Below are 25,389 nucleotides of genomic sequence, written 5' to 3' on the forward strand. Positions count from 1 at the left end.
ATAGTTTCATTAATTTCGTCGTTTCGTAGACTCAGAATGATTGATCGTACTAAAATAGACTTATCGAAAACGCCAAAGCACATCGCAATTATTATGGATGGGAACGGTCGTTGGGCAAAAAAACAGGGTGAAATGCGCCTGTTTGGCCACAACGTAGGCGTAGAGTCTGTTCGTGAAGTGCTCAAGGGAGCAAAAGAATTAGGAATCAAATACCTGACGCTTTATGCCTTTTCTACCGAAAACTGGAACCGCCCCAAAGAAGAAGTGGAGGGGTTGATGGATTTGCTGGTACGCACCATTGCCGGTGAAGTACAGGAACTCCACGATTCAGGTGTGCGCCTTCAGAGCATCGGAGATGTGGAAGGACTTCCGGTGAATTGCCAGAGCGAATTGATGGCGGCGATAGAACATACCAAAGAGAATACAGAAATTACATTAGTGCTTGCATTGAACTATTCCTCCAAGTGGGAAATTGTGAATGCAGCGAAGAAAATTGCAGCCGATTTTGCAGCCGGAAAAATCGCTGAACAAGAAATTACCAGTGAATTATTTGATTCCTATCTGACAACAGCAGGAATTCCGGATCCGGAACTGTTGATCCGAACGTCGGGAGAATGCCGTATCAGCAACTTCTTGTTGTGGCAAAGTGCCTATACAGAATTCTATTTTACCGAAATTCTCTGGCCCGACTTTAAAAAAGAACATTTGTACGAAGCAGTATACGATTACCAGAACCGGGAAAGACGTTTTGGATTGGTATCTGAACAATTAAATAGTAATATATGAAATTAACTCAATGGCTTTTCTTCCTGGTGTTGCTGGCAACAACTTCTGTTGTAAGGGCGCAGGAAGACTCACTGAAAATCGTGGCGGAAGAAGATACCTTATCCCTTCCGGAAGCAACAAAGCCAAACAGCCAGATCAGTATTGGCGGAGGAATTGAACTCGATTATGCCAATCCTGTGGAATATACCATCGGACCGATTAACATTGAAGGAGCAGAGGGATATGACCCGAATGCGATTCGTTTGGTGGCGGGCTTGCGACAAGGGCAGAAAATCACCATTCCCGGACAACAGATTTCCGACGCAATCAGCAATTTGTGGAAAGAAGGATTGTTCTCCGATGTTCAGATCTTTGCAGACAAAGAAATTGCAGGTGTCATTTACCTGACTATCCAGGTAGCTCCGCGCCCGAAATTATCCAAATACCGGTTTACGGGAATCAATAAACGCCAGGCAGATAAAATCAGGGAGCAAATCGAATTATTCACAGGAAAAACTATTTCTGAGAACTTAGTTTACAAAACAAAAGCAAAAATCATCGGGTACTTCCGGGAAGAAGGATATTCTGCCGCAAAAGTCAACATCAAACGCATTCCGGATGAAATCATGATGAATTCCGAAGTCTTTTTGATTGAGTGCGACAGAGGAAAAAAAGTAAAAATCAAGAAAATCAATATTATCGGGAATGAATCGGTAAAATCAGGGAAATTGCGCAGAGCCATGAAAGATACCAAACAAATGGCAATCTGGCGCATCTTCAAAAGTTCCAAATTTACAGAGTCCGCATACTCCCGGGATAAAATTGCGATGCTGAATAAGTTCAATGCCGTTGGTCTGCGCGATGCTAAAATCGTGAAAGATTCGGTCTACATGGTCAACGACAAGCACCTGATGATCGATATTACAATCGACGAAGGTGAAAAATACTACTTTGGCGACATTACCTGGATCGGGAATACCAAATTCCGTTCGACATACCTGGATACGATCCTGGGAATTAAACCGGGAGATATATACAACAAACAGTTATTGGAAGAGCGCTTGAGAATGAGCCAGGATGGCCGCGACATTTCTTCCCTGTACATGGACAGAGGATATTTGTTCTTTGATGTAACGCCGGTAGAAACAGATTTTACAGACAACCGCATCAGCTATGAAATTCGTATTCGCGAAGGAAAAGAAGCACGTGTAGGAACCATTTTTATTCGCGGGAATACCAAAACAAACGACCATGTAATTTTGCGGGAAATCCGAACACGGCCGGGAGACCTGTTTAGTCGAAATGATATCATCCGTACCCAGCGGGAATTAGCACAGTTAGGTTACTTCAACGAACAAGCCTTCCAGGTAAACCCAATGCCCGATCCGCAAAAAGGAACCGTTGATATTGAATACGTAGTAGAAGAAAAATCATCCGACCAGATTGAATTGTCCGGAGGTTACGGAGGTCGGAACCTGGTTACAGACCGACCAATGGTAATCGGAACACTCGGATTGACATTCAATAACTTCTCCGTTAGAAAATTATTTACCGGTGGGGCATGGTCGCCGCTACCTTCCGGAGACGGTCAGCGCCTTTCGTTGAGAGGACAAACCAACGGAAAATACTTCCAGGCATACAATTTCTCCTTTACAGAACCGTGGTTGGGAGGTAAAAAACCAAACTCATTGACCGTTTATATGTCACATACCCTGTTGGGGAACGGTTACCTGAAACGCAATGCAAAATACGAAGGAATCAGCATCACAGGAGCAGGTGTTGTGATGGGAAGACGTAAAAAATGGCCGGATGATTATTTCTCCGAATCGTTTGAATTGTCCTACCAATATTACGATGTGAATAATTACGGATCTTTGTTCCCTGATTTACCGGTAGGGTATTCAAATGACATTTCATTCAAATATACCATTCAGCGTAGCTCTGTAAGTTCACCGATCTATCCGCAATCAGGAAGTGTGATTACCTTGTCGGGAAAAACCACACTGCCGTATTCGACTTGGGAAGGAATCGATGATTATTCGTCCATCAGTTCACAGGATCGATTCAAATACCTGGAGTACTACAAGATTAAATTTGGAGCGGAATGGTACTTCCCGTTATCAAAAGACCAAAAACTCGTCCTGAAGACCCGTGTGGGAATGGGATACATGGGAGCGTATAATTCGTCAAAAGGAATTTCCCCGTTTGAACGCTACTACTTAGGAGGTAGTGGTATTACAGGGATGAACCAGATTGGTGGACGTGAAGTGATTGCACTTCGAGGGTACGATGACAACATGCTTTCATCTTCTGCGGGAGACCCGATTGCAACGAAGTATACCATGGAGTTGCGTTACCCGATTTCATTGAACCCTTCGGCTACCTTCTTCGTACTGGCATTTGCTGAAGCAGGAAATAGTTACCCGAGCTTCAAACGTTTCAATCCCCTGGATGTAAAACGTTCCGTCGGAGCTGGTGTACGTATCTTCCTGCCGATGTTTGGTATGCTTGGAATTGACTATGGATTTGGATTTGATAAATTGAGTCCGTGGGCTTCCGGGTACAATGGAAACAGTGATACGTCCATTCAGCAAAAAGGATATTTTGGCAAGCTGACGTTTACCATTGGTATGAATTTGGGTGAGTTATAATGATTAATTCACAATAAATTACGTTATTTGCACGTTTCGCATCAGAAAACTAATTAAATTATGAAAAACATAGCATTTATTCTTCTTCTGTTCTTTGGCACAGGATTTGCCTCTGCTCAAAAGTATGCGTACATTGACTCGGATTTTATCCTGAATAAAATTCCCGAGTACAATGAAGCAAAAGAACAGTTGGATAAACTGGCGGATCGTTGGACGAAAGAAATCGAAGAACGATACGAAGTGTTGAAAACGAAAAAAGAAAACTTTGCGCGTGAAGAAGTGCTTTTACCAAGCGAGGAAAAAGCAAAACGATTAGAAGAAATTCAGACCATGGAGTCGGAAGCAATGCAGATGCAACGGCAACGATTCGGAGTAGGAGGAGATTACTTTCAGAAACGACAGGAATTGATCAAACCGATCCAGGATAAAGTTTACGATGCGATGCAGCAGGTCGCTTCCAAAAGAAATTATATCTTTGTCTTCGATAAAGCAAACCAGAGTAACCTGGTATACGCCGATAGCAAGATGGATATAAGTGACGATGTTCTGAGAGAACTGAATGTTAAAGACTAAAAATTAAAAAAAGAAAAATGAAAAAAATCTTAGCAGGATTAGTAATGTTGATGAGCTTCGGTGTGATGGCTCAGGTGAAAATCGGATTTGTAGACTCACAAAAATTGTTAGACACAATGCCTTCCAGAAAAGCGGCGATGGAAAAATACCTGGCGCATGAAAAAGAACTGGCAGATGAGTTCAATACAATGAGAGCCGATTTGGAAAAGGCATATGCTGATTACCAGGCAAAACAAGGTGATTTGACTCCGGTATTGCGTCAGGCGGCTGAGAAAAAAATCATGGATAAAGAACGTGCCGTTCAAGAGCGTCAGCAGTCAATTCAACAAGAATTACAAGCATTTGGTGAAGAATTGAACGTTCCGATCTTAGACAGAATCCAAAAAGCAATCGCTATTATCTCTGAGCGTCAGAAATTATCAATGGTAATTGACAAAACATCAACATTGTACTTTGCTCCGGATATGGACATTACAAGTATTGTTGTTGTTGAATTACTGCGTCTGGAGAAAGAAGCAAAGTAAGTAAAGAAAACATTAAAAATACGGAAGGACGGCAAAACCGTCCTTTTTTATTGCCTATCCATTCAGTAATGAGTTGTTTTTTACAGTCCCAGCACCTTTGCAACTGCGTCAGCACAGTGATCCCATCCGAATAATTTGGCGCGTTCTGATCCTGCCCGGGATAATTGGCTTAACCGCTCCGGATCATTGTCTAACCGGGCCATATTGGATGCGATGTCTTCAACGTCAAACGGATCACAATACACTGCGGCGTCCCCGGCAACTTCAGGTAAAGACGTGAGGTTTCCGGATAAGATGGGAGTTCCGCACTTCATAGCCTCCACTAATGGAATGCCGAATCCTTCAAAATAAGGTACGAAGGTTAGCAATTTGGCTGCTCCGGTTACGCGGATTAATTCTTCCAGCGAAAGATGTCCGGTGAATTTTATTTCGGAGTGATTGTCTGTTGAAATGGCTTGCCTGAATTGTTCATTCTTCCACAACAGTTCACCGACAATTAAGAGCTGTGTGGTGGAATTCGTTGTTTGTTTAAACCGCTCAAAGGCTTGTACCAACCGGATCAGGTTTTTTCGCGGGTGGAGTGCTCCGACAAATAAAAAATAATCCTGTCCATCCGTGTAGCGGGATTTTACAGCTTGCTTTTCTTCGTCCGGCAACGGTTTGAATGCATCAGAAGCCCCATTCCAGATCGCTGTGACTTTCTCCGGTGAAACCCCGTACGTCTCAATAATATCCTGTTTTGAATACTCCGAAACAGTAATAATATGTTGCGCTTTATCGGCAAATTTCGGAAAGAACCGGCGAAGGTACTTCAAGGCATTTTTAGGTAAATCCTGTGGATGATGTTCAAAATTTAAATCGTGAATAACACCGATTTGCTTCACATCCGACCCGAGTGATAAATAACCGTCGGGAGAAAAAAACAAATCTATATTGTATTTTTTCAACGCGCGTTTCACAGACCATTCAAACCAAATGTAAAACAAAACGGGATGGCGTGCCGGTGGATTTAAAACGATGGGCGTTACGTTTGTACCGAAAATAAATCGCTTGTCGTAAGGACGGTCAAAGAAAAAATAAAAATCGTGTTCGGGATACTGTTCCACCAAGCGTTTGGTGACCTCGTAGGTATACCAGCCGAATCCTTCCATTTTGGCAGGAAGTAAGAACCGGGTATTGACCGCAATCCGCAAAACTAAAAACTTAAAATGTAATTAAACGCTTTTTCTTTTTGAATGGTTGTTTTTTCCCCGTGACCGCAATACACAACTGTTTCTTCCGGCAATTCAAACATGACCTTGAAAATGGAGCGCTTCAACGTTTCCAGGTCCCCTCCCGGTAAATCCACACGCCCGAAACTGCCGTTAAACAACACATCACCATTGATCACAAACCCGTTTTCAGCATTGTAAAATACAACATGTCCCGGTGCGTGTCCCGGTGTAAACAAAACTTCAAATTCAATATCCCCGAACGTTAATTTTTCTCCATGGGAAAGTTGCTGTGTCGGTTGCGGAGAAACTTTGTAATTGGGGAAACCATATACATGTGCATAATTTTGGACCGAATTCAGGGTAACAACATCCAGCGGATGAATGTAAAAATCCACATCATAGTTGCCCAATACAAATGCATTTCCCAATACGTGATCGATGTGTGCATGCGTATTCAGCAGTGCATGTACTGTCAGATTATTGGATGCAATGAAATCTGTCAACTCCTCCTCTTCATACCGTTCATAACAACCCGGATCGATGATAACGGCGTCCCCGCTATCAGAATAGACAACGTATGTATTCTCCTGAAACGGATTGAATGTAAATTGCTGTACATGTAATTTCATAAGCGTAAAGTTAGCCCGATTTTTTGAATAGAAACCTTTCTCCGTGCAACTTTCAGGGGAAACAATTAACCATTCAGCTGTTTAACGATTTCTCCTTCTATTGCCTCCGGTTTTACGGTCGGTGCATAACGCTTAACAGGATACCCGTTTCTGTCCACTAAAAATTTAGTAAAATTCCACTTGATTTTACTCCCGAACCAACCGCCTAATTTCTTTTTCAAATATTTAAAAACAGGATGTGTATCCGGACCGTTTACGTCACATTTTTCAAGCAATTGGAATGTCACGCCAAAATTAACCTGGCAACTTTCCACCATTGTATCGTTGGTTTCCGGCTCCTGGCTCAAAAACTGGTTACAGGGAAATCCCAATACAACCAATCCTTTATCCTGATACTCTTGATGTAATTTCTCCAGTCCTTCAAACTGAGGAGCGAGCCCGCATTTTGTCGCTGTGTTGACAATTAAAATGACCTTTCCTTTGAATTCCGTCATTGAAATCTCTTGTCCCGAAGGTGTTTTGACTTTGAGTTGGTAAAAATCGGTGTTCATGTGTTGTTGATTTAATAAACCGAAAGATACACATTTCTATTAAAAACATATACGACTTTATGACCGATTTATAAGAGAGAAATACGAACTTCCGACTGCCGGGTGATTCTCATTTTTAAGAAAAATAGTTACATTTGCTTCCATGGAAAAAATCGAACAATACAAGCCCCTTAATAAAGTAAGAATTGTTACTGCTGCGTCATTATTTGATGGCCACGATGCATCAATTAACATCATGCGTCGTATTATCCAGGCAACTGGTTGTGAAGTCATTCACCTGGGACATGACCGTTCCGTTGAAGAAGTGGTGAACTGCGCCATTCAGGAAGATGCACAGGCAATTGCAATGACGTCTTACCAGGGAGGACATACCGAATATTTCAAATACATGTACGATTTGTTGAAAGAAAAAGGTGCTCCCCATATCAAAATTTTTGGCGGTGGAGGCGGAACCATTCTTCCTTCAGAGATCGATGAGTTGGAGGCCTACGGTATTGAGCGTCTGTATCACCCGGACCATGGACGTGAAATGGGATTGCAGGGAATGATCAACGACCTGGTGCAACGGTCGGATTTTCCGGTCGGGAAAGATGTGAACGGCAACCTGGACAAAATCAAGGAGAAAGATGTGCCGACAATTGCACGGGTTATTTCTGCAGCGGAAAATTTCCCGGAAGAAGCAAAAGAAATTTTTAAAGACATTGACGCCATTGCTGCTGAATCAAAAGTTCCGGTACTGGGAATTACAGGTACAGGAGGAGCAGGAAAATCATCGTTGGTAGATGAATTGGTGCGTCGTTTCCTGATCGATTTTGAAGACAAAACAATCGCGGTAGTATCTGTAGATCCTTCCAAACGAAAAACAGGAGGAGCGTTGCTGGGAGACAGAATCCGTATGAACGCTATTAAAAATCCGCGTGTGTATATGCGTTCACTGGCTACCCGTCAATCCAACCTGGCGTTGTCAAAGCACGTCGCAGAAGCGATCAACGTATTGAAAGTAGCCAATTATGACCTGATTATCCTGGAAACTTCAGGGATTGGGCAGTCGGATACGGAAATCCTGGATCATTCATCCATGTCATTGTATGTAATGACACCGGAGTATGGTGCAGCAACGCAGTTAGAAAAAATTGACATGTTGGATTTTGCCGACATCATTGCCTTGAATAAGTTTGACAAGCGCGGAGCATTGGACGCGCTGCGTGATGTACGAAAACAATACCAGCGCAACCACAATTTGTGGCACGAAGACGTGGATACCATGCCAGTGTTCGGTACCATCGCTTCGCAATTCAACGACCCGGGAATGAACTCGCTCTACAAGTCAATCATGGACAAAATTGTAGAGAAAACGGGAGCAGATCTGCAATCGAATTTTATCATCACCGATGAGATGTCAGAGAAAATTTTTGTCATTCCACCGGACAGAACACGTTATTTATCTGAAATTTCCGAAAACAACCGTGCGTATGATAAATGGGTGGAATTACAGGTGGCTGTTGCAGACCGTTTGTATGGATTGGAAAAATCGATGGAAACATTGAAAGCTTCATCGCTGGATGACAAAGATCGTTTGATAAAAGGATTACAGGAAGCATTTGAAAACGAAAAATTGAATTTTGATCCGAAAAACTGGGAAATTATCCAGAAATGGGAAGAAAAACGCAACTTATACAAAGAACCGGAATTTAAATTCATGGTGCGCGACAAGCAATTGTCCATCCAAACGCATTCCGAGTCATTATCACATTCTCAGATTCCAAAAGTTGCAACACCGAAATACAAGGGGTGGGGAGACATTCTTCGTTGGGTATTGCAGGAAAACGTACCGGGAGAATTCCCGTACACTTCCGGTTTGTTCCCGTTCAAGCGTGAAGGAGAAGATCCGACACGTATGTTTGCCGGAGAAGGTGGACCGGAGCGTACCAATAAGCGTTTTCACTACGTGAGTTTGGGAATGCCGGCAAAACGCCTCTCTACAGCATTTGACTCCGTAACATTGTATGGAAACGATCCTGCATTGCGTCCGGATATTTATGGAAAAATCGGTAACTCCGGAGTTTCAATCTGCTGTCTGGATGATGCAAAGAAATTGTATTCAGGGTTTGATTTATCACATCCGTTGACATCCGTTTCGATGACGATCAACGGTCCTGCGCCGATGTTGTTGGGATTCTTCATGAATGCTGCAATTGACCAGAATTGTGAGAAATACATCAAGGCAAACGGACTGGAAAAAGAAGTAGAAGCGAAAATCAACGCGATTTACAAAGAAAAGGGAGTGGAACGTCCGCGCTACCAGGGAGAATTACCGGAAGGAAACGACGGATTGGGATTGTTCCTGTTGGGTGTAACGGGAGACCAGGTGTTACCTGCAGATGTCTATGAAACAATCAAGGCGGAAACGTTGACACAAGTGCGGGGAACCGTACAGGCAGATATTCTGAAAGAAGACCAGGCACAAAATACCTGTATTTTCTCTACCGAATTTGCATTGCGTCTGATGGGAGACGTCCAGGAGTACTTCATTCATAAAGGAGTGCGCAATTTCTACTCGGTATCCATTTCCGGTTACCACATCGCAGAGGCAGGAGCTAACCCGATTACGCAGTTGGCATTTACATTGGCAAACGGATTCACATACGTTGAATACTATTTGTCAAGAGGAATGGACATCAATGCATTCGGACCGAATTTATCGTTTTTCTTCTCCAACGGAATTGACCCGGAATATGCAGTCATTGGTCGTGTAGCAAGAAGAGTATGGGCCAAAGCGTTGGCGAAAAAATACAGTGCAAACGCACGTGCACAGATGTTGAAATACCACATTCAGACATCCGGGCGTTCATTGCACGCACAGGAAATTGATTTCAACGATATCCGAACAACATTGCAAGCGTTGTATGCAATCTATGATAACTGTAACTCATTGCACACAAATGCATATGACGAAGCTATTACTACTCCGACAGAAGAATCAGTGCGCCGGGCAATGGCCATTCAGTTGATTATCAATCGTGAGTTGGGACTGGCAAAAAATGAAAATCCGTTGCAAGGTTCATTCATCATTGAAGAATTGACGGATTTAGTGGAAGAGGCCGTATTGTCAGAATTTGACCGCATTACTGAACGCGGAGGTGTGTTGGGAGCAATGGAAACCATGTACCAGCGTTCAAAAATTCAGGAAGAATCACTGTACTATGAAACATTGAAACACACAGGGGAATTCCCGATTATCGGTGTGAATACATTCTTGAGTTCCAAAGGATCGCCGACGGTTGTTCCGAAGGAAGTGATCCGAGCAACAGAAGAAGAAAAACAGTACCAGATTGATATGTTGGCCAATCTCCACAATGCTAACGGAGCAAAAGCGGCAGAAAAAATCAAATTGGTGCAGGAAGCTGCAATCCAAAACAAAAACATGTTCGAACAATTAATGGAAGCGTGTAAATATGCTTCATTAGGAGAAATCACAAGTGCATTGTTTGAAGTAGGAGGACAGTATAGAAGAAATATGTAGTTGGAATTTTATTCCAACTGAACTAAATCAGTCGCCCCTACGGGACTTACAAAGTCCCGTAGGGGCGATCTCTAATTCATCGCGGGTGATTTTAATCACCCGCTTTTTTAAATTAATTTTCTTTTTATTTGGCTGAGAATCATCTTTTTTCTTAAATTATAATAGAAAAGAGTATGGCAAACAGTTATAGTCAGGTGTATATTCAGGCAGTATTTGCTGTGAAATACAGGCGTGCAGTGTTGCACAAAGCATGGAGGCAAGAAGTATTTGCAGTCATGGGAAATCTCATCAATGAAACAGGTTGTAAAGCAATAATCGTCAACGGAGTGGAAGATCATGTTCATTTATTCTTCGGATTGAAACCGACATGTTCTTTGTCAGAAGTGATGAAAGTCGTAAAGGCAAAATCTTCTAAATTTATTAATGAATCCAATTTTCTTCAACACCGGTTTGAGTGGCAGAGAGGATACGGTGTTTTTTCATACAGTAAATCCGCAGTCAGTAATGTTTACAACTACATCGAACGACAAGAACAACACCATGCAAAAAAATCAATGCGGCAAGAATACATTGAGCAATTGAAACGATTTGAAATTGACTACAATGAACAATACATCTTTGAAGAATTACAATAACCGCATACCAGTCCCATAGGGACGACCGAAACTGCGTTGTTGGAATTCATTCCAACCCTGAAAATTTTGATTATTTTTGAATAAAATCTAAATTCCATGAAACCGACACTTTTTGAATTTCTGTCAGCATTGCAGCAAAATAACAACCGGGAATGGTTTGCTGAAAACAAAGAAGCGTATGAACATGCGAAAGATCAGGCCTATGCTTTTTATGAGACAGTTGCCAATGAACTGGCAAAAATTGACGACTTTAGTAAGTTCAAAATGTATCGTATTTATCGGGATGTTCGGTTTTCAACGGATAAATCCCCGTATAAAAATCACTTTGGTGCCATTTTTTCACGTCTGCAACCACATAACAGAGGGAGTTTTTATGTACACCTGGAACCCGGGCATACATTTATTGGCGGAGGATTCTGGGATCCGAACAAAGACGATTTACAACGCATTCGTCAGGGAATTGAAATCGAAGATGATTTGGAAATGATTCTCAATGAGCCCAAACTGAAAAAAGAGTTCGGAGGGCTGTTTGGTGAATCACTTAAAACAGCACCCAAAGGGTTCGACAAAGAACACCTGCGTATCGGGATGATTCGGTACAAACAATTTTTACTTAAAAAAGATTTTAATGACAAAGCTGTTTTTCAACCGGATTTTAAAGATCAGGTTGTTGACGGATACAAAACGATGCAGCCATTTTTCAGATACATGACCGATGTATTGACAACAGATGCAAACGGAGAGAGCATTATCTGAGTTTGAATCATGAAAAATAATTTGTTCCCCATCAAAAGTGGAAATAAAGCCTATCTTGTAATATAAATATGTGAAAAGAACATCATTATAATTATTAGAATATAATGCTTGTTGCTGGTATAGTTCTCCCTTCGGAGGGGGATTAAGGGGGAGGAGAGGAGCATAAATACATTCATTACCCTATAAAACCAAAAGCCCCATCCGTCAACTGACGAATGGGGCTTTTTCTTAGCTTTCTCTGAACTCCGGACCGGAAAAAATCCGTTTCGGATTCCCGCGGGTAATGTTGATTTGTTTCAACCATGCACCGGTTTGCGATTGCAATGTAGCATCCGCGTTTAGTTTCGCTGCTTTTTCACGCAAGCGAACCAATGCTAGTTGCTTATTTTGCAACTGCGAACGAGAGTCCATTACCTGCACAGTTAAACCGGTCGGAACATGTGTCGCACGGATTCCCGTACTGACTTTGTTTACATTTTGTCCGCCGGGACCTGCACTTCTCATTGACTGATAGGTAACATCCCGTTCATTGATTGTATCGACAAGTGCTGCCTGCGAAATTTCTACCACAGCTACAAACCAGTTTTTACGCTTGTGAAAAGGCCTGAACGGACTTTTACATATCCATTGAATCGTACCAATCCATTGCTCCAGAAACTGGTCAGTTGCCTTTCCTGTCAATTTCAGTGTGACGGAATAAGGCAAATCCGCAGCACCCTCAATAGCATGCCGTTCTACAACAACAGCATGTTTTTCGAGTTCTTTTAACAGGCGGTCGACCACCTTCTGAACTGCCAGATTGCATTCTTTCGGACCACGTCCTGAAGTTATTTGTACTAATTTCTCCATGTCGTTTTTATTTGTCCATTCGTACAATCTTCGGTGTAAACGTCCCCAACACATTGACTAATTCATCCTGCAGCTTCATCACTGTATGAATGTTTTTGTAGGCCATCGGAGCTTCATCGACAGCACCGCCAATCAGTGTGACTCCCTGATTTTCCAGTTCTTTGGTCATACTGCTTTTGGTAATGGTACCTTTGCATTGCGCCCGCGATAGCAATCTACCTGCTCCGTGTGAAGCGGATTGAAGACTCAGCGGATTTCCTTTTCCTTCCACAATAAATCCGGGAGCAGTCATAGAACCGGGAATAATTCCCAATACTCCTTCCTGCGCAGGTGTTGCACCTTTTCGGTGAACAATCACCTCCTTTCCGTCAACGATTTCTTTCCACGCAAAATTGTGATGATTTTCAATCGTTACAACCGGACGTTTTCCCAGTGCTTTGGCAATGCGTCGGTGAATGTCATCGTGACACGCCTTTGCATAATCACCCGCCAGGTTCATCGCGATCCAGTATTCCTGCCCGTCATGTGTATTCAAATCCAACCAAGCCAGATGTTGAACATTTCGGGGCAACGGACATTGTTTTGTTGCCAGATACGTATAGTGTTTGGCAATGTTAGCTCCAAGTCCTCTTGATCCGCTGTGCGACAACACTCCGAGATAGGTTCCCGGTGCGATTTTCCACTCTGGCCTGACTGTTTCCAGGTGTACAATTCCGAATTCCACAAAGTGATTTCCTCCACCCGACGAACCCAATTGCTTGTAGGCCTTGTCGTGCAAAGATTTCAATAAAGGCAGATCCCGAAATTCTCTTCGTTCAAGCACTTCATGATCATGTTTGATCTTGTGTGTTTCATACATTCCGAATTTGGTATTTTCCTTCAGAATGTTTTGCAACTGAAAATCTTTCCCTTTGAAGAAAGAAGCAGGTAAATCGAAAATTGACAGACTCATTCTGCACCCGATATCTACTCCGACTCCGTAAGGAATAACTGCATTTTCTGTTGCCAGAACACCACCGATCGGTAACCCGTATCCACCGTGTGCGTCGGGCATCAATGCACCCTGAACGGCTACCGGTAGTTTCAATGCGTCGTACAATTGCCGTTTGGCCAGTTCATCAATTTCGTTTTCTCCGAAGATTGTAAACGGAGCACGTTGATTTTTGAGTTGTTGCATGCGTACTTCAACAGGTTTGATCAATCCTTCGGCGACTTTTCCCCAGGTTCCGTCCCCAAGGAACTTCTCCGGTGATAAAAGCACCTCTTTTACCTCTTGTAATGCCCGTTCTTTTTTCTCTTTTTTTCGGTATCGGTGTATTAGACCAAGGGCAATGTTAACTGTATTATTTTTAGGGTAACCTAGTTTGATCAGGTCTTTCCCCGAAAATTTACTTCCCATGTTTTTTAATTAAATTGTTAATAGAAACCGGAGACACATCAGTAGTTGATGGATCATACCGGTTGGATTCACAGAAAAAGTTTTCCGTGAGGGTCATTAAAAACATTCGGGATTTTTGGTTCAGTGTCCGGAATAAAACAAAAAAGCCCGAATCATCTTCGAGCTTTCATTGTATTATTTAGTTAGATAAATTTCTAATGAGAAGCACGAAGAAAAGCCACAGCAAATCCATTTGCTGACGATGCTTGTACTGATGTGTTTTTTGCAAACATTTTTCTTCGTTTTTTACTTGTTAAATACTTAATTATCGCCACAAAGATATTGTAGAAGATTTTTAATTTCCAAATTAATTATAGAAAAAATAAATTTTTACTTCAAATACGGATTCACATTTTTGTAGTTCCGTACCACAAAATCAATGGCAAATTCGACCAGTTCTCCCATGGAATTGGATCGTTTGAAATTGACATCCTTTGCAAATTTATACAAGGATAATTTGAGTTGGCTAATATGTTTGTCCTCCGAAAGCGGAGATTCTTTCATGCATTCCATCAATTCTTTCAACCGTAGCCATTCGCTGGAAGCACGCCGGGCAATTAACGCACGTTCTTCGCGCCGGTATTGCTCAACAGAACCGGGAGACAGAAATTCATCAACCAATTGCTGATAGGTTTCATTTTCCTTGAAAAATTTAGGAGAATAAGTGCTCAGGTCACCTTCATACGATTGCTGATCAAAATCGATCGCACGAAAACGAAACTGAATACGATCAAAATCGTGTAGCAGGACCATTACGAAATTATAGGCGCGCATGTCTCCGAGAAGACGTACAAAACAACGCTCATTGAACTTAACAAATTCCTTTGCAATGGCTGATTTTTCAGCATTGGTGGCAGTTTTCAGGTAGGTATTGATAAATTCATCACCCGGAATTCCCGAAATATGTTCTTCCACCAGAGTCTCTTTGTCCAGCAGGAACAATATCTGGTTGGGAGAAAGCAGATGCTCCAGTTCCAGTCCGTACGCGCGTGATGCATCTGCATTTTTGATGTACATAAGCGTGTAATTGTCATTCAGGATGTTGCGGACTTTTACCCGAAAGGGTTTGGTATTTCCGAACGTGCAGAAGTCAATTGCGTCGACATTCAGGTAGGGAAGAATTTCTTCTCCTCCGTCGACATACATCATTGAGTACAACCGTTTCAACTCCTGGTCAATTTCAACACGATCCTGCGGATTAAAAAACGTATTCAGCCACAGTGTATTATTCCCGTGTTGGTCGTAAACTGCCATTCCGTCATCAAAACGCAGCAAATCCTGATAATTGATGGGTAGTTTTGCCCCTCTTCCGTACTTTTTCAGATACGCATTAAATTTATCGGAAACAGGATATACCTGTTTTTTATAACGAATCAAATCTTTATCCATCACTTTCCGCTCTTCTCCGGCAGTTCATTTGTTATTCAACTTCGATGATCAGGTCATTTTGGTCGACCATTGTGTTTGGTGTCAGTACCACACGTTTTATTTTTCCTGATACCGTTGCAGTAACAGTACTTTCCATTTTCATTGCTTCAATGACAAACAAAGGTGTCCCCGTCGTGACTTCATCTCCCTCTTTGACCATGATCGCAGACAAGCTTCCTTGCAACGGTGCGCCGACTTCTTTCGCTGGGTTGGTTACTTTCAGATGAGCCGGTTTTGTAGAAGTAACATTGTTGTCTTTCACTTTTACCGTCCGGTTCCCTCCGTTGAGTTGAAAGGTAACAGTGCGCATACCGTCCTCGTCCGGTTCGGAAACATATACAAGGCGGACCAGAATTTCTTTTCCTTTTCTCAACCGCACCAAAATTTCCGTGTGTTTTTGTAAAGGGTAAAAGAAAGCAGTTGTCGGAATTTCAGTCACAACGCCGTATTCCTTTTTGTGATTGAAATATTCGTCATACACTTTCGGGAACATTTGGTAGGATAAGAAATCGGAGAAGGTGCTTCCCGGGTACTTTTCATAGAATGCTTTTGTTGCAGTATCCAAATCTACATCCGGAAGTATTTGTGCCAATGCCTGGACAGATTTGTCTTCATTTTTCAGGACAATATTTCGCAGTTTTTCTGGAAAACCACCATACGGAATTCCCAGATCACCTCTGAAAAATCCGATCACAGAGGCAGGAAACGAATGATTTTTGGTGTCGTCCAGTACATCCTCTTTTGACAAACCATTGGCAGTCATAAACAAGGCCATGTCTCCCACCACTTTGCTACTTGGTGTAACTTTTACAATATCACCGAATAACTGATTAACAACGGCATAGTTTTCTTTGATTACAGCCAGTTTCGAACCGAGTCCGACCCCTTCCGCCTGTTGACGCAGGTTGGAATACTGTCCTCCGGGAATTTCATTATCATAGACTTCTGCTGTTGATGTTTTCAGATCACTTTCAAACGGGTAGTACATTTCCCGCACGGCTTCCCAATAATTACTGTATTCATTGAGGCTATGCAGGTTTAGTTGATTTTCACGTTCATGTCCCTGCATGAGTGCTGCCATGGAATTCAGACTTGGTTGCGAAGTCGTTCCGCTGAATGAAGCCAATGCACAGTCAATACTGTCTATTCCTGAGTCAATTGCTCTCAGGTATGTCGCAATTTGCGTTCCTGCAGTATCATGTGTGTGCAGCGCAATCGGGACGGTAACGGTTTCGCGGAGTGCATGAATCAGTACTTCAGCTGCCTGTGGTTTCAACAATCCTGCCATGTCCTTGATAGCAATCATGTGCGCCCCTGCATCTTCCAATCGTTTTGCAAGATCGGTGTAATAAGTAAGGTTATATTTGTTGTTGTCTTTTCTTAAGACATCTCCAGTGTAACCAATGGATGGCTGTGCAATGGCTTCCGTATTTTTCACAACGAATTCGATGGCCGGAAGCATGGATTCCAGGTTGTTTAATGAATCAAAAATCCGGAAGACATCAATTCCCTGTTTCCAGGATTCTTCAATGAATTTTCCTACAATATTTTTAGGATAGGCAGAATAACCAACCGCATTACTTCCGCGGAACAGCATTTGCAACAGTGTATTCGGCATGGCTTCCCGTAGTTTTTTCAACCGTTCCCAGGGGCATTCGTGCAAAAAGCGAAGTGCCACATCAAATGTTGCCCCTCCCCATACTTCTGCGGAAAAAAGTTGTGGATTATCTTTTGAAAAACCTCCTGCGACTGCTAAAATATCCTTTGTTCGCATGCGTGTGGCAACCAGCGATTGGTGTGCATCGCGGAAGGTTGTATCGGTGTAATGAATCTGCTTGTCATTCCTGATGCGTTTCAGAAATTCATCACGTCCGAGTTCTGTCAGCAAATTTTTTGAACCCTTCGGATGTTCCAGGTTGTGGATTAGTGGTATAACAGGTGTTCTGAATGTTTTGTTTTCGTCCGGGTTTTTTACATCCGGATGTCCGTTTATTTTGACATTTGCCAGGTATTTGAGAATTTTTGTCGAACTGTCTTTGAGGTTGTGCAACTGAAATAATTCCGGATGCTGTTCGATGAAATTCACCGTACACTCGCCGGCAATGAATTTTTCATGGTTAATCACATTTTCCAGGAAAATGATGTTTGTGGTTACTCCTCTCACCCGGAATTCAGTCAAACTGCGATGCAATCGTTTTGCAGTACTGGATAGAGTTCTTCCACTTGCTGTCACCTTCACGATCATGGAATCAAAAAACGGGGAAATTTTCATTCCCTGGTAAGCACTTCCTTCATCCAGACGAATTCCGAAACCACCTGCGTTCCGGTAGGCGATCAATGTTCCGTAGTCCGGTTTGAAATTATTTTCAGGGTCTTCTGTTGTGATCCGGCACTGAATGGCAAATCCGTTGACAGAAACGCTTTCCTGATTGGGAATCCGGATACGGTTGTCAGATAATGCTGTTCCCTGTGCAATCAACAATTGATTTCGTACAATGTCAATCCCGGTCACTTCTTCCGTGACGGTATGTTCTACCTGTATCCGCGGATTGACTTCAATAAAATAAATGTTGTGTGCTTTATCGACAAGGAACTCAACGGTTCCGGCATTATTATAATTTACTGCCTTTCCAATAGCAATGGCGTAATCGTATAATTTATTCCTGACCTCCTGGGGAAGGTTGGGGGCAGGTGCGATTTCCACTACTTTCTGAAAGCGGCGTTGTACAGAGCAATCACGTTCAAATAAGTGAATGATATTCCCGTGATTGTCTGCGAGTAACTGTACTTCAATGTGCTTGGGAGAATCAATGAATTTTTCAATAAAGATTGTTCCGTCACCAAATGCTTTCAATGCTTCACTGGATGCTTCTTTGAAAGAAGGAAGTACATCTTCCTGTTTTCGAACTACGCGCATTCCTCTTCCGCCACCACCAGCTGCTGCCTTTAAAATAATGGGAAATCCGATTGCAGCAGCTCGTTCAGCAACTGTCCCGATTTCATCTGCTCCAAGAATACAGTCTTCAATGACTGGAACCTGGATGGAGCGGGCGAGCTTCTTCGCTGCGATCTTATCACCTAACTGTTCCATGACTTCGGGAGCAGGACCGACAAAAATGATTCCTTCCTCCCGGCATCGTCGCGCAAAATTCACATTCTCACTCAAAAAACCGTAACCGGGATGAATGGCGTCTACATCATTTTCCTTTGCAACACGGATAATTGCTTCAATATCCAGATAGGGTTTTAACGGTTCCGTATCATCACCAATCTGGTAGGCTTCATCGGCTTTATAGCGGTGAAGTGAGTACCTGTCTTCGTGTGTGAAAATTGCAACAGTTCTAACGCGCATTTCCGATGCTGCACGAAGTACCCGGATCGCAATTTCCCCGCGGTTGGCAACCATTAATTTTTTAATTACCTTTTGATCTTGATTGTTAGTCATTTGAGTCGTTTTGTGTGTAAAAAATATGCGTGTGGATAATTGCTTTTAAAGTTATGTAAACTTTGTTCGCTTTTCCAAATTTATTTCAGAAAATAAACAATTCTAAGGGAAAGGCAATGGAAAGGAGCCCGTACCCTGTAAGGGGTAAAATTTCCTTATTTTCTGAAAACACTCCCTGTGTAGCGGAATTTTTTCTACTTTCGGAAATCATAAAAATGTAATTTTTCCATGAAACACCTATTTTTAACATGCATCGCATTATCCTTGCTGAGTACTGTTGCGATTGCCCAGCAAAGCCTTGAATACCAAAAACCGTCCCAGGAGATTTTAGAACTGGTTGACGTAGAGCGGGCGCCATTCGTAACAATGGATAGCAAAAAACAAACACTGGTTTATTTTTATACTTCCATGTATAAATCCATTGAAGCCGTTTCGGAAACAGAGCTGAAAATTGCAGGACAACGGATTAATCCGAAAATCAATGCACGTTCAAAAATCAGTTACATTACGAAGATTCAGGTACAGAAAAACAGAACGGGGGCCATTCAGGATGTAAAAGGATTGCCTGCTAATTTACAATTGGCGCATTATTCATGGTCTCCGAATGACTGCTTTATGGCATTTGGAAACGTCGTCAGTAACGGAGTTGAGTTGTGGGTATTGAATATGGAGACGCTGGAAGCAAAAAAAATCAGCGATGCCGTTTTAAATGCTAATTTGGGAACACCTTTTTCCTGGTATCCGAATAGTGAAGCGCTGTTGGTGCGCACATTGCCTGCCAACAAAAAAGGATTTATCGACATCACATCAGCCGTTCCGAACGGTCCTTCAGTATTGGTGAGTGACGGAACAGTCGGGCAGAACCGGACATATCCCGATTTGTTAAAAAGCAAAGACGACGAAGAGAATTTCCGTACAATGGCACGAAGCGAATTGTACAGAATTGATCTGAACGGGTCAAAATCATTGTGGAAACAGGCAGGATTGCACAAAGGAATCAGTTTTTCACCGGATGGAGAATATGTGATTTTGAGTACCATCGAGGAACCGTTTTCTTACCTGGTGCCATGGTCCAGTTTTGCTGAAAAAACTGTTGTTTATGATAAAACCGGGAAATTGATCCAGGAAATTGATAACCGCCCGGCATCGGATAATTTACCGAAAGGATTCATGTCAACCCATAAATACAAACGTGCCGTTTCCTGGCGGGATGATAAACCTGCTACATTGATTTATGTGCTGGCACTGGATGGTGGTGATCCTGAAAACAAAGTCGATTACAGGGATGAGGTATTTTCTATGGAAGCCCCGTTCAAACCGGGAACAGAAAAATCATTGCTGAAAACACAACAACGTTTTTCAGGAATCGAGTGGGGGAAAGAAGACCTTGCTATCGCTTACGATTATTGGTACAATACACGGAATATGAAGACGTATGTGTTCAATCCTTCCAATCCGTCAGCTGCACCGGTAATCTTGTGGGATCGAAATTACCAGGACAGGTACACGGAACCGGGTGATTTCCAGTCAACCAAGAATCAGTTTAACCGGGATGTATTATTGCTCGATGGCTATACTGCTTATTTGATCGGGGATGGTTTTACGCCGGAAGGGCAATTTCCGTTTGTGGATCAGATCAACTTAAAAACAAAAGCGAAAAAGACATTGTACCGTTCAAAGTATACGGATAAACTGGAATCAATCAGCGCGATTCTGGATGTGAAAAAAGGAGAATTGTTGGTGAATATACAGGCGCCGACACAATATCCGAACTATTACCTGAGAAAAATCGGAAGTAAGGCAGAACCGGTCCAGGTGACACAGTTTAAAAACCCGTTTGCTAAATTAGCGGGGATCAGTAAAGAAGTAATTACCTACAAGCGCGAAGACGGACTGGAGTTGACGGCTACACTTTACCTCCCGGCAGGATATGACAAGGCCAAAAAAGAAAAATTGCCGATGGTAATGTGGGCGTATCCGCAAGAGTTTAAAGACAAAAGCAGTGCCGGACAGAATACAACCAATCCGAATGAATTCATTTACCCGTACTACGGTTCTCCGATTTACTGGGTCATGAAAGGATACGCGATTCTGGATGATGCAGCTTTCCCGATTGTAGGAGAAGGAGATGAGGAACCGAATGATACCTTTATAGAACAATTGGTGAGCAATGCAAAAGCAGCAATTGACGCGGTAGATAAATTGGGGTATATCGACAGAACACGTGTTGCAGTCGGAGGGCATTCATACGGAGCTTTTATGACGGCGAACCTGTTGACCCATTCAGATTTGTTTGCAGCAGGAATTGCACGAAGCGGTGCATACAACCGTACATTGACACCATTTGGATTTCAGGGAGAAGAACGCAATTACTGGGAAGCAAAAGAAGTATACGACAAGATGTCTCCGTTTAATTATGCAGATAAAATGAAGACACCAATGTTACTGATTCATGGTGCTGATGACAATAACTCCGGGACATTCCCGATTCAAAGTGAACGTTATTTCCAGGCATTAAAAGGGTTTGGAGCACCTGTTCGTTATGTTGTGCTGCCGAAAGAAAGTCACGGATATGAAGCAAAAGAATCCATCCTGCATTTGTTGTGGGAGCAGGATCAGTGGTTGGAGCAACACGTGAAGCAAAAGAAATAGTTCGATTATTGAACACTTAATTAAAACGGGCAATATACATCTGTATATTGCCCGTTTTTTTATAGCTTGTTTGTTTACTTGTCTGCTTTCTTGACCAGGTTGATCTTCACTTCACATTCATGGAATTGCGGATAGTGTGTTCCCGGTTCAAACTTTAATCCAAGTACATAGGTGCGTGCGCGCACCTGCAGCGGTGTTGATATTTTGGAGGATTGCTCCGGAATAATCTGGGCAGAAGTTACTTTTCCTGTCCGGTCGACTGACAGCCGGTAAACAATTGCACCTTCTGTTGATTCATACATGGTGAATTCTGAAGGAACAGCCAGTTTTCTACCTTCTTTTACCAATTCGCCACCCATCAACTGAGCATGAGAAACAGTACTGAAAAAACACACGGAAAAAACAAAGAAAAGCACTTTCATAAGAGACCAAATTTTGACCAAAATAAGTAATTTTCCGTCATACAATCAATTCTTATCGCGAATCAATGGATTACTTGCTGTTTAATCATTTAAAATCCAACACCTGATCATTGATAATTAAAAACTTAATAATTGATAATTTATCATTCAAAACTTGATCATTCAAAATCCCCTTTCACCCAACACTCGCTTTGCTTGCTGAATATGCCGTATGTTGTGATAAATCACAAACCGGAAAGTATCTCCTAACCTTAATTTAATCCATTTCGAAATCGAAATGCTGACTTTCGTGTGTGTCAGATCTGCTGTTCTTGCCTTTTCGAGTAACTGGAGCATTTGCTGCTGCTGATCGATGAATTCATCAATGACGGACAGATCCAGCTGGCTGTGAATGGGATTCATTTCCTTAAATGTTTTCATCTTCTTGAGGCGTTCTTTGGGAAGCATACTGTTTGCAAAGTAATTCCCCAGCCAACCACTTTTGAAAAATTGCAACGGTGTATCAGGCGCCTTTGTATTCTTCAGACGACGCGTCAGTTCAGGGATGTAAAATCGGCCGTACAGGTTCAGGTGTTGCAGGCATTCGAGTGCACTCCAGCTATCTGTAGATTCCCGGTGATTCAATTGCTCCAGTGATTGCTCTTTTAATGCGGCTGCGTATGTAGCAATGGCCTGTGTTTGTGCCGTCAATTCGTTGAGGAGGTTCTGTGTTTTAAATTTCATCTTTTTTTGAGCAAAATTCGGAATGTTTCACGATTTAAAAATTGATCGAAATCAAGACTTTTTTAAGCGGGATAATGTCTCCGGCGTCATCCGCAGGTAGTTGGCGATGTGTTTGTGCGGAATTTCCTGAAACAATCGGGGGCTTCGTCTCAATACCCGTTCGTACCGCAATTTAGGAGAATTGGTCAGCAGGTCTTTTTCCCGCTCAATTTGCTGAAGAACGAGGTCTTCCAGTAGTTTCTGGTACCACAGTACATGTTCCTGCGACGAATGGATCAAACCCATGAAATCAGCTTTTGAGGCAACAGAAAGTGTTGTTTTTTTGATGGCTTGTATGATAAAGTCGGATGGCTGTCCACTTATGAATGAATCGAGGGAAACAATTATATTGTTATTGTATCCGAAGCGGATATTGCGTTCTTCTCCTTCGTCAATTGTAAAGATGCGCAGGCTTCCGCTTTCTACAAAATAGACATTTGTATCAATTGATTGATAGTCTTTTAAGTAATCATTGCGTTCCAAAATAACCTGTTTTTTAAATATCCCGGCGTCTTTAAGGTGTTTCATGCTGATGATTTACCTACTGCTGTTGTGCGATAGTGAGATAAAAATACCTATTATTGTAATACGATTAAAATAAATACAACTATGACATTTCCTGCTTCAGAATTGGTATTGGACAAACACGGGCGTGTATATCATTTAGGATTGAGTCCACAGGAACTTGCTTCAAAAGTCATTTTGGTTGGTGACCAGGATCGGGTGGAATTGGTAAGTGCGTTTTTTGATACGGTTGAACACCGTTCCCAACACCGGGAATTTGTTACACACACCGGTACATACAAAGGAAAACGCATCAGTGTTCTTTCCAGCGGGATCGGAACCGACAATATCGATATTGTACTCAATGAACTCGATGCGCTGGTCAATATTGACCTGGAAAAGAGAGAGACGAACGAGCAGCATACTTCACTTGAATTGGTCCGGATCGGTACATGCGGGATTTTACAGGCAGACATTCCCGTTCATTCCTACCTGCTCAGCAAAGCAGCATTCGGGTTGGATAATGTAGCTCATTTTTACGAAATTCCGTTTTCTGAAAAGGAAACCGGACTGAAAAATACCATTTGTGAGCACCTTTCCCTTCCAAAGGAAGTTGTACCTTATTATATAGGAGCGGATGAATCGTTATTCGCACGGTTTCAATCCGGTCAGACACATGCAGGGATTACAGTTACCAGCAGTGGCTTTTACGGACCCCAGGGGAGACAGTTAAATCTGAAAACCAAAACGACCGGATTAAATGATAAGTTAACGTCTTTCCGGAGCGAAGATATGAGAATCATCAATTTTGAAATGGAAAGTTCGGCATTGTTTGCACTTGCGAAAGCATTGGGACACAAAAGTACAACCATTTGCCTGGGAATTGCCAATCGTCCGAAAATGGAATTTTCAAAAGGATATTCCGCAGAAATGAATGAATTAATCCAGTACGTGCTCGACCGTATCTGATTGGGAATACGGCTCCTGTTACGGTAAGGCAGTTGTGAGGTAGTTATACACATTTACGTGTCAAATATTAATTAAATGTTAGTGAATATTCATTTTAATTTAACATTTGTACACTTTGCCTTAAAAAGAGGGTATTTAAAATGGAGAAACCCCCATTTCAATAAAAAAAGTTACACACAGGCTCTATGATTTAGTAATATTTCAAATCCTTTTATTAAGTTTGCCCTATTAACTAATGTTTAAGAACTTAAAAATTGAATTATGAGTAGTAGAAAGACAGCAGGAGGATTTTCTGCACTGGTTGGTGCAATTGCAATCGTAATTGCTTTGGTTATTGGTATTGTAATTTATAAGTACATACTTGGAAATCCAGCTAACTTTATTGATAATAATCCGGAGAATGAACCATTACAAGGAAATTATTTAGGAATTGTCTACAAAGGAGGTTTTATTGTACCGATGCTGATCGCAGTTAACATTACTGTACTTATTTATATGTTCGAGCGTTTCATTACATTGTCGATAGCGAAAGGAAAAGGTAACTTAAATGCATTTGTTACCAAATTGAAAGACTTATTGGCTTCAGGAAACATCGAAGAGGCAAAAGAAGCATGTGAAACACAAAAAGGTTCATTGGCAAATGTTGTTGCTGCCGGTTTGGAGAAATATGAATTGATGGCAAATGACACAACATTGGATAAAGAACAAAAAATAGAAAGCATTAAGAAAGAATTGGAAGAAGCTACATCATTGGAATTGCCGATGTTGTCTAAAAACTTACCTGTACTTTCTACAATCGCTTCTATCTCGGTATTGGTTGGTTTGATCGGTACGGTAATGGGGATGATCAAATCCTTCGGTGCGATGTCACACGGAGCTCCTGATACAGCTCAGTTGGCAGCAGGTATTTCCGAAGCCTTGATCAACACGGTATTGGGTATCTCCGGTTCTTGTTTGGCGATCATTTTCTACAACTTCTTTAACACGAAGGTAGACCAAATGACACACAGCATGGATGAAGCAAGCTTCACAATTGTACAAGATTTCTCTAAGTCTGTAAAATAATCTCAGACGGAAACAATATTTAATTTATTAAATT

At 42.0% G+C, this 25,389-nt stretch carries 20 protein-coding genes; 10 read left to right on the top strand and 10 right to left on the bottom strand.

The genetic code is table 11. The features are described 5' to 3' along the window. The first annotated feature begins 36 nt into the window (after window positions 1-36). The 4 genes from H9Y05_RS08660 to H9Y05_RS08675 are packed head-to-tail and all read left to right on the top strand — an operon-like array spanning window position 37 to window position 4,513. Window positions 37-786 (top strand): isoprenyl transferase, encoded by a 750-nt coding sequence (locus tag H9Y05_RS08660; RefSeq protein ID WP_163489921.1) that lies wholly within the window; start codon window positions 37-39, stop codon window positions 784-786. Beyond that, window positions 783-3,416, top strand: a complete 2,634-nt coding sequence (gene bamA, locus H9Y05_RS08665) for an outer membrane protein assembly factor BamA (RefSeq protein ID WP_163489922.1) — start codon at window positions 783-785, stop codon at window positions 3,414-3,416. The genes H9Y05_RS08660 and bamA overlap by 4 nt, the downstream gene beginning before the upstream one ends. A gap of 60 nt (window positions 3,417-3,476) precedes the next feature. Next, the gene (locus H9Y05_RS08670; protein ID WP_163489923.1) at window positions 3,477-3,989 is read left to right on the top strand and encodes an OmpH family outer membrane protein; all 513 of its coding nucleotides are present in this window, start codon (window positions 3,477-3,479) and stop codon (window positions 3,987-3,989) included. 17 nt (window positions 3,990-4,006) lie between these two features. Further along, window positions 4,007-4,513 (top strand): OmpH family outer membrane protein, encoded by a 507-nt coding sequence (locus H9Y05_RS08675; protein WP_163489924.1) that lies wholly within the window; start codon window positions 4,007-4,009, stop codon window positions 4,511-4,513. Between the two features lie 80 nt (window positions 4,514-4,593). Here H9Y05_RS08675 and H9Y05_RS08680 read toward each other — a convergent pair whose 3' ends face one another. From H9Y05_RS08680 to H9Y05_RS08690, 3 genes are all read right to left on the bottom strand, one after another. Further along, window positions 4,594-5,664: a glycosyltransferase family 4 protein gene (locus H9Y05_RS08680; protein ID WP_163489925.1), complete on the bottom strand. Its 1,071-nt coding sequence runs from the start codon at window positions 5,662-5,664 to the stop codon at window positions 4,594-4,596. A 44-nt stretch (window positions 5,665-5,708) separates the two neighbouring features. After that, on the bottom strand, window positions 5,709-6,356 hold the full coding sequence (locus tag H9Y05_RS08685) for an MBL fold metallo-hydrolase (RefSeq protein ID WP_163489926.1): 648 nt from the start codon (window positions 6,354-6,356) through the stop codon (window positions 5,709-5,711). A 65-nt stretch (window positions 6,357-6,421) separates the two neighbouring features. Next, the gene (locus H9Y05_RS08690; protein WP_163489927.1) at window positions 6,422-6,907 is read right to left on the bottom strand and encodes a glutathione peroxidase; all 486 of its coding nucleotides are present in this window, start codon (window positions 6,905-6,907) and stop codon (window positions 6,422-6,424) included. A 142-nt stretch (window positions 6,908-7,049) separates the two neighbouring features. Here H9Y05_RS08690 and H9Y05_RS08695 point away from each other — a divergent pair, with 142 nt between their 5' ends. The 3 genes from H9Y05_RS08695 to H9Y05_RS08705 all read left to right on the top strand — a co-directional run bounded on the left by H9Y05_RS08695 (window position 7,050) and on the right by H9Y05_RS08705 (window position 11,821). Continuing rightward, window positions 7,050-10,430, top strand: coding sequence for a methylmalonyl-CoA mutase family protein (locus tag H9Y05_RS08695; protein WP_216714048.1), 3,381 nt, complete (start codon window positions 7,050-7,052; stop codon window positions 10,428-10,430). 173 nt (window positions 10,431-10,603) lie between these two features. After that, a complete protein-coding gene (gene tnpA, locus H9Y05_RS08700; protein WP_163489929.1) occupies window positions 10,604-11,065 on the top strand; it encodes an IS200/IS605 family transposase in 462 nt (153 codons plus the stop codon). Between the two features lie 96 nt (window positions 11,066-11,161). Further along, entirely contained in the window at window positions 11,162-11,821 is a 660-nt protein-coding gene (locus H9Y05_RS08705; protein ID WP_216714049.1) for a DUF2461 domain-containing protein, read from the top strand. Window positions 11,822-12,049: 228 nt separating this feature from the next. Here H9Y05_RS08705 and prfH read toward each other — a convergent pair whose 3' ends face one another. The 4 genes from prfH to H9Y05_RS08725 form a co-directional block, all read right to left on the bottom strand. Next, complete coding sequence (gene prfH, locus H9Y05_RS08710) at window positions 12,050-12,670, bottom strand: peptide chain release factor H (RefSeq protein ID WP_216714050.1); 621 nt, start codon at window positions 12,668-12,670, stop codon at window positions 12,050-12,052. Between the two features lie 7 nt (window positions 12,671-12,677). Further along, window positions 12,678-14,069, bottom strand: coding sequence for an RtcB family protein (locus H9Y05_RS08715; RefSeq protein ID WP_216714051.1), 1,392 nt, complete (start codon window positions 14,067-14,069; stop codon window positions 12,678-12,680). A gap of 369 nt (window positions 14,070-14,438) precedes the next feature. Then, window positions 14,439-15,497, bottom strand: a complete 1,059-nt coding sequence (locus H9Y05_RS08720) for a hypothetical protein (protein WP_163489931.1) — start codon at window positions 15,495-15,497, stop codon at window positions 14,439-14,441. 31 nt (window positions 15,498-15,528) lie between these two features. Continuing rightward, a complete protein-coding gene (locus H9Y05_RS08725) occupies window positions 15,529-18,981 on the bottom strand; it encodes a pyruvate carboxylase (RefSeq protein WP_216714052.1) in 3,453 nt (1,150 codons plus the stop codon). 228 nt (window positions 18,982-19,209) lie between these two features. Here H9Y05_RS08725 and H9Y05_RS08730 point away from each other — a divergent pair, with 228 nt between their 5' ends. Then, the gene (locus H9Y05_RS08730) at window positions 19,210-21,633 is read left to right on the top strand and encodes an alpha/beta hydrolase family protein (protein WP_216714053.1); all 2,424 of its coding nucleotides are present in this window, start codon (window positions 19,210-19,212) and stop codon (window positions 21,631-21,633) included. 74 nt (window positions 21,634-21,707) lie between these two features. On the opposite strand, the gene H9Y05_RS08735 is transcribed toward H9Y05_RS08730, so the two are convergent. From H9Y05_RS08735 to H9Y05_RS08745, 3 genes are all read right to left on the bottom strand, one after another. After that, window positions 21,708-22,055, bottom strand: coding sequence for a hypothetical protein (locus H9Y05_RS08735; protein ID WP_216714054.1), 348 nt, complete (start codon window positions 22,053-22,055; stop codon window positions 21,708-21,710). Window positions 22,056-22,217: 162 nt separating this feature from the next. Further along, window positions 22,218-22,778: a DinB family protein gene (locus tag H9Y05_RS08740; RefSeq protein WP_216714055.1), complete on the bottom strand. Its 561-nt coding sequence runs from the start codon at window positions 22,776-22,778 to the stop codon at window positions 22,218-22,220. Window positions 22,779-22,829: 51 nt separating this feature from the next. Beyond that, window positions 22,830-23,345, bottom strand: coding sequence for a Crp/Fnr family transcriptional regulator (locus H9Y05_RS08745; protein ID WP_216714056.1), 516 nt, complete (start codon window positions 23,343-23,345; stop codon window positions 22,830-22,832). 81 nt (window positions 23,346-23,426) lie between these two features. Between H9Y05_RS08745 and H9Y05_RS08750 the strand changes: the two genes are divergently transcribed. Together H9Y05_RS08750 and H9Y05_RS08755 are read left to right on the top strand one after the other, a co-directional pair. Continuing rightward, on the top strand, window positions 23,427-24,290 hold the full coding sequence (locus tag H9Y05_RS08750) for a nucleoside phosphorylase (RefSeq protein ID WP_216714057.1): 864 nt from the start codon (window positions 23,427-23,429) through the stop codon (window positions 24,288-24,290). A gap of 261 nt (window positions 24,291-24,551) precedes the next feature. Then, on the top strand, window positions 24,552-25,355 hold the full coding sequence (locus H9Y05_RS08755; RefSeq protein ID WP_163489938.1) for a MotA/TolQ/ExbB proton channel family protein: 804 nt from the start codon (window positions 24,552-24,554) through the stop codon (window positions 25,353-25,355). Window positions 25,356-25,389: the final 34 nt, after the last annotated feature.

Origin of the sequence: Taishania pollutisoli, assembly GCF_014518315.1 — a bacterium.
In the GTDB taxonomy this organism is placed as follows: domain Bacteria; phylum Bacteroidota; class Bacteroidia; order Flavobacteriales_D; family Crocinitomicaceae; genus Taishania; species Taishania pollutisoli.

What these genes read in the sequence shown, in the direction of transcription:
- prfH (WP_216714050.1), bottom strand. Translation starts at nt 12,670, where the DNA reads ATGGAGAAATTAGTACAAATAACTTCAGGACGTGGTCCGAAAGAATGC.
- H9Y05_RS08695 (WP_216714048.1), top strand. Translation starts at nt 7,050, where the DNA reads ATGGAAAAAATCGAACAATACAAGCCCCTTAATAAAGTAAGAATTGTT.
- H9Y05_RS08740 (WP_216714055.1), bottom strand. Translation starts at nt 22,778, where the DNA reads ATGAAATTTAAAACACAGAACCTCCTCAACGAATTGACGGCACAAACA.
- H9Y05_RS08680 (WP_163489925.1), bottom strand. Translation starts at nt 5,664, where the DNA reads ATGGAAGGATTCGGCTGGTATACCTACGAGGTCACCAAACGCTTGGTG.
- H9Y05_RS08745 (WP_216714056.1), bottom strand. Translation starts at nt 23,345, where the DNA reads ATGAAACACCTTAAAGACGCCGGGATATTTAAAAAACAGGTTATTTTG.
- H9Y05_RS08670 (WP_163489923.1), top strand. Translation starts at nt 3,477, where the DNA reads ATGAAAAACATAGCATTTATTCTTCTTCTGTTCTTTGGCACAGGATTT.
- H9Y05_RS08690 (WP_163489927.1), bottom strand. Translation starts at nt 6,907, where the DNA reads ATGAACACCGATTTTTACCAACTCAAAGTCAAAACACCTTCGGGACAA.
- tnpA (WP_163489929.1), top strand. Translation starts at nt 10,604, where the DNA reads ATGGCAAACAGTTATAGTCAGGTGTATATTCAGGCAGTATTTGCTGTG.
- bamA (WP_163489922.1), top strand. Translation starts at nt 783, where the DNA reads ATGAAATTAACTCAATGGCTTTTCTTCCTGGTGTTGCTGGCAACAACT.
- H9Y05_RS08685 (WP_163489926.1), bottom strand. Translation starts at nt 6,356, where the DNA reads ATGAAATTACATGTACAGCAATTTACATTCAATCCGTTTCAGGAGAAT.
- H9Y05_RS08715 (WP_216714051.1), bottom strand. Translation starts at nt 14,069, where the DNA reads ATGGGAAGTAAATTTTCGGGGAAAGACCTGATCAAACTAGGTTACCCT.
- H9Y05_RS08750 (WP_216714057.1), top strand. Translation starts at nt 23,427, where the DNA reads ATGACATTTCCTGCTTCAGAATTGGTATTGGACAAACACGGGCGTGTA.
- H9Y05_RS08735 (WP_216714054.1), bottom strand. Translation starts at nt 22,055, where the DNA reads ATGAAAGTGCTTTTCTTTGTTTTTTCCGTGTGTTTTTTCAGTACTGTT.
- H9Y05_RS08720 (WP_163489931.1), bottom strand. Translation starts at nt 15,497, where the DNA reads ATGGATAAAGATTTGATTCGTTATAAAAAACAGGTATATCCTGTTTCC.
- H9Y05_RS08730 (WP_216714053.1), top strand. Translation starts at nt 19,210, where the DNA reads ATGAAACACCTATTTTTAACATGCATCGCATTATCCTTGCTGAGTACT.
- H9Y05_RS08660 (WP_163489921.1), top strand. Translation starts at nt 37, where the DNA reads ATGATTGATCGTACTAAAATAGACTTATCGAAAACGCCAAAGCACATC.
- H9Y05_RS08755 (WP_163489938.1), top strand. Translation starts at nt 24,552, where the DNA reads ATGAGTAGTAGAAAGACAGCAGGAGGATTTTCTGCACTGGTTGGTGCA.
- H9Y05_RS08725 (WP_216714052.1), bottom strand. Translation starts at nt 18,981, where the DNA reads ATGACTAACAATCAAGATCAAAAGGTAATTAAAAAATTAATGGTTGCC.
- H9Y05_RS08705 (WP_216714049.1), top strand. Translation starts at nt 11,162, where the DNA reads ATGAAACCGACACTTTTTGAATTTCTGTCAGCATTGCAGCAAAATAAC.
- H9Y05_RS08675 (WP_163489924.1), top strand. Translation starts at nt 4,007, where the DNA reads ATGAAAAAAATCTTAGCAGGATTAGTAATGTTGATGAGCTTCGGTGTG.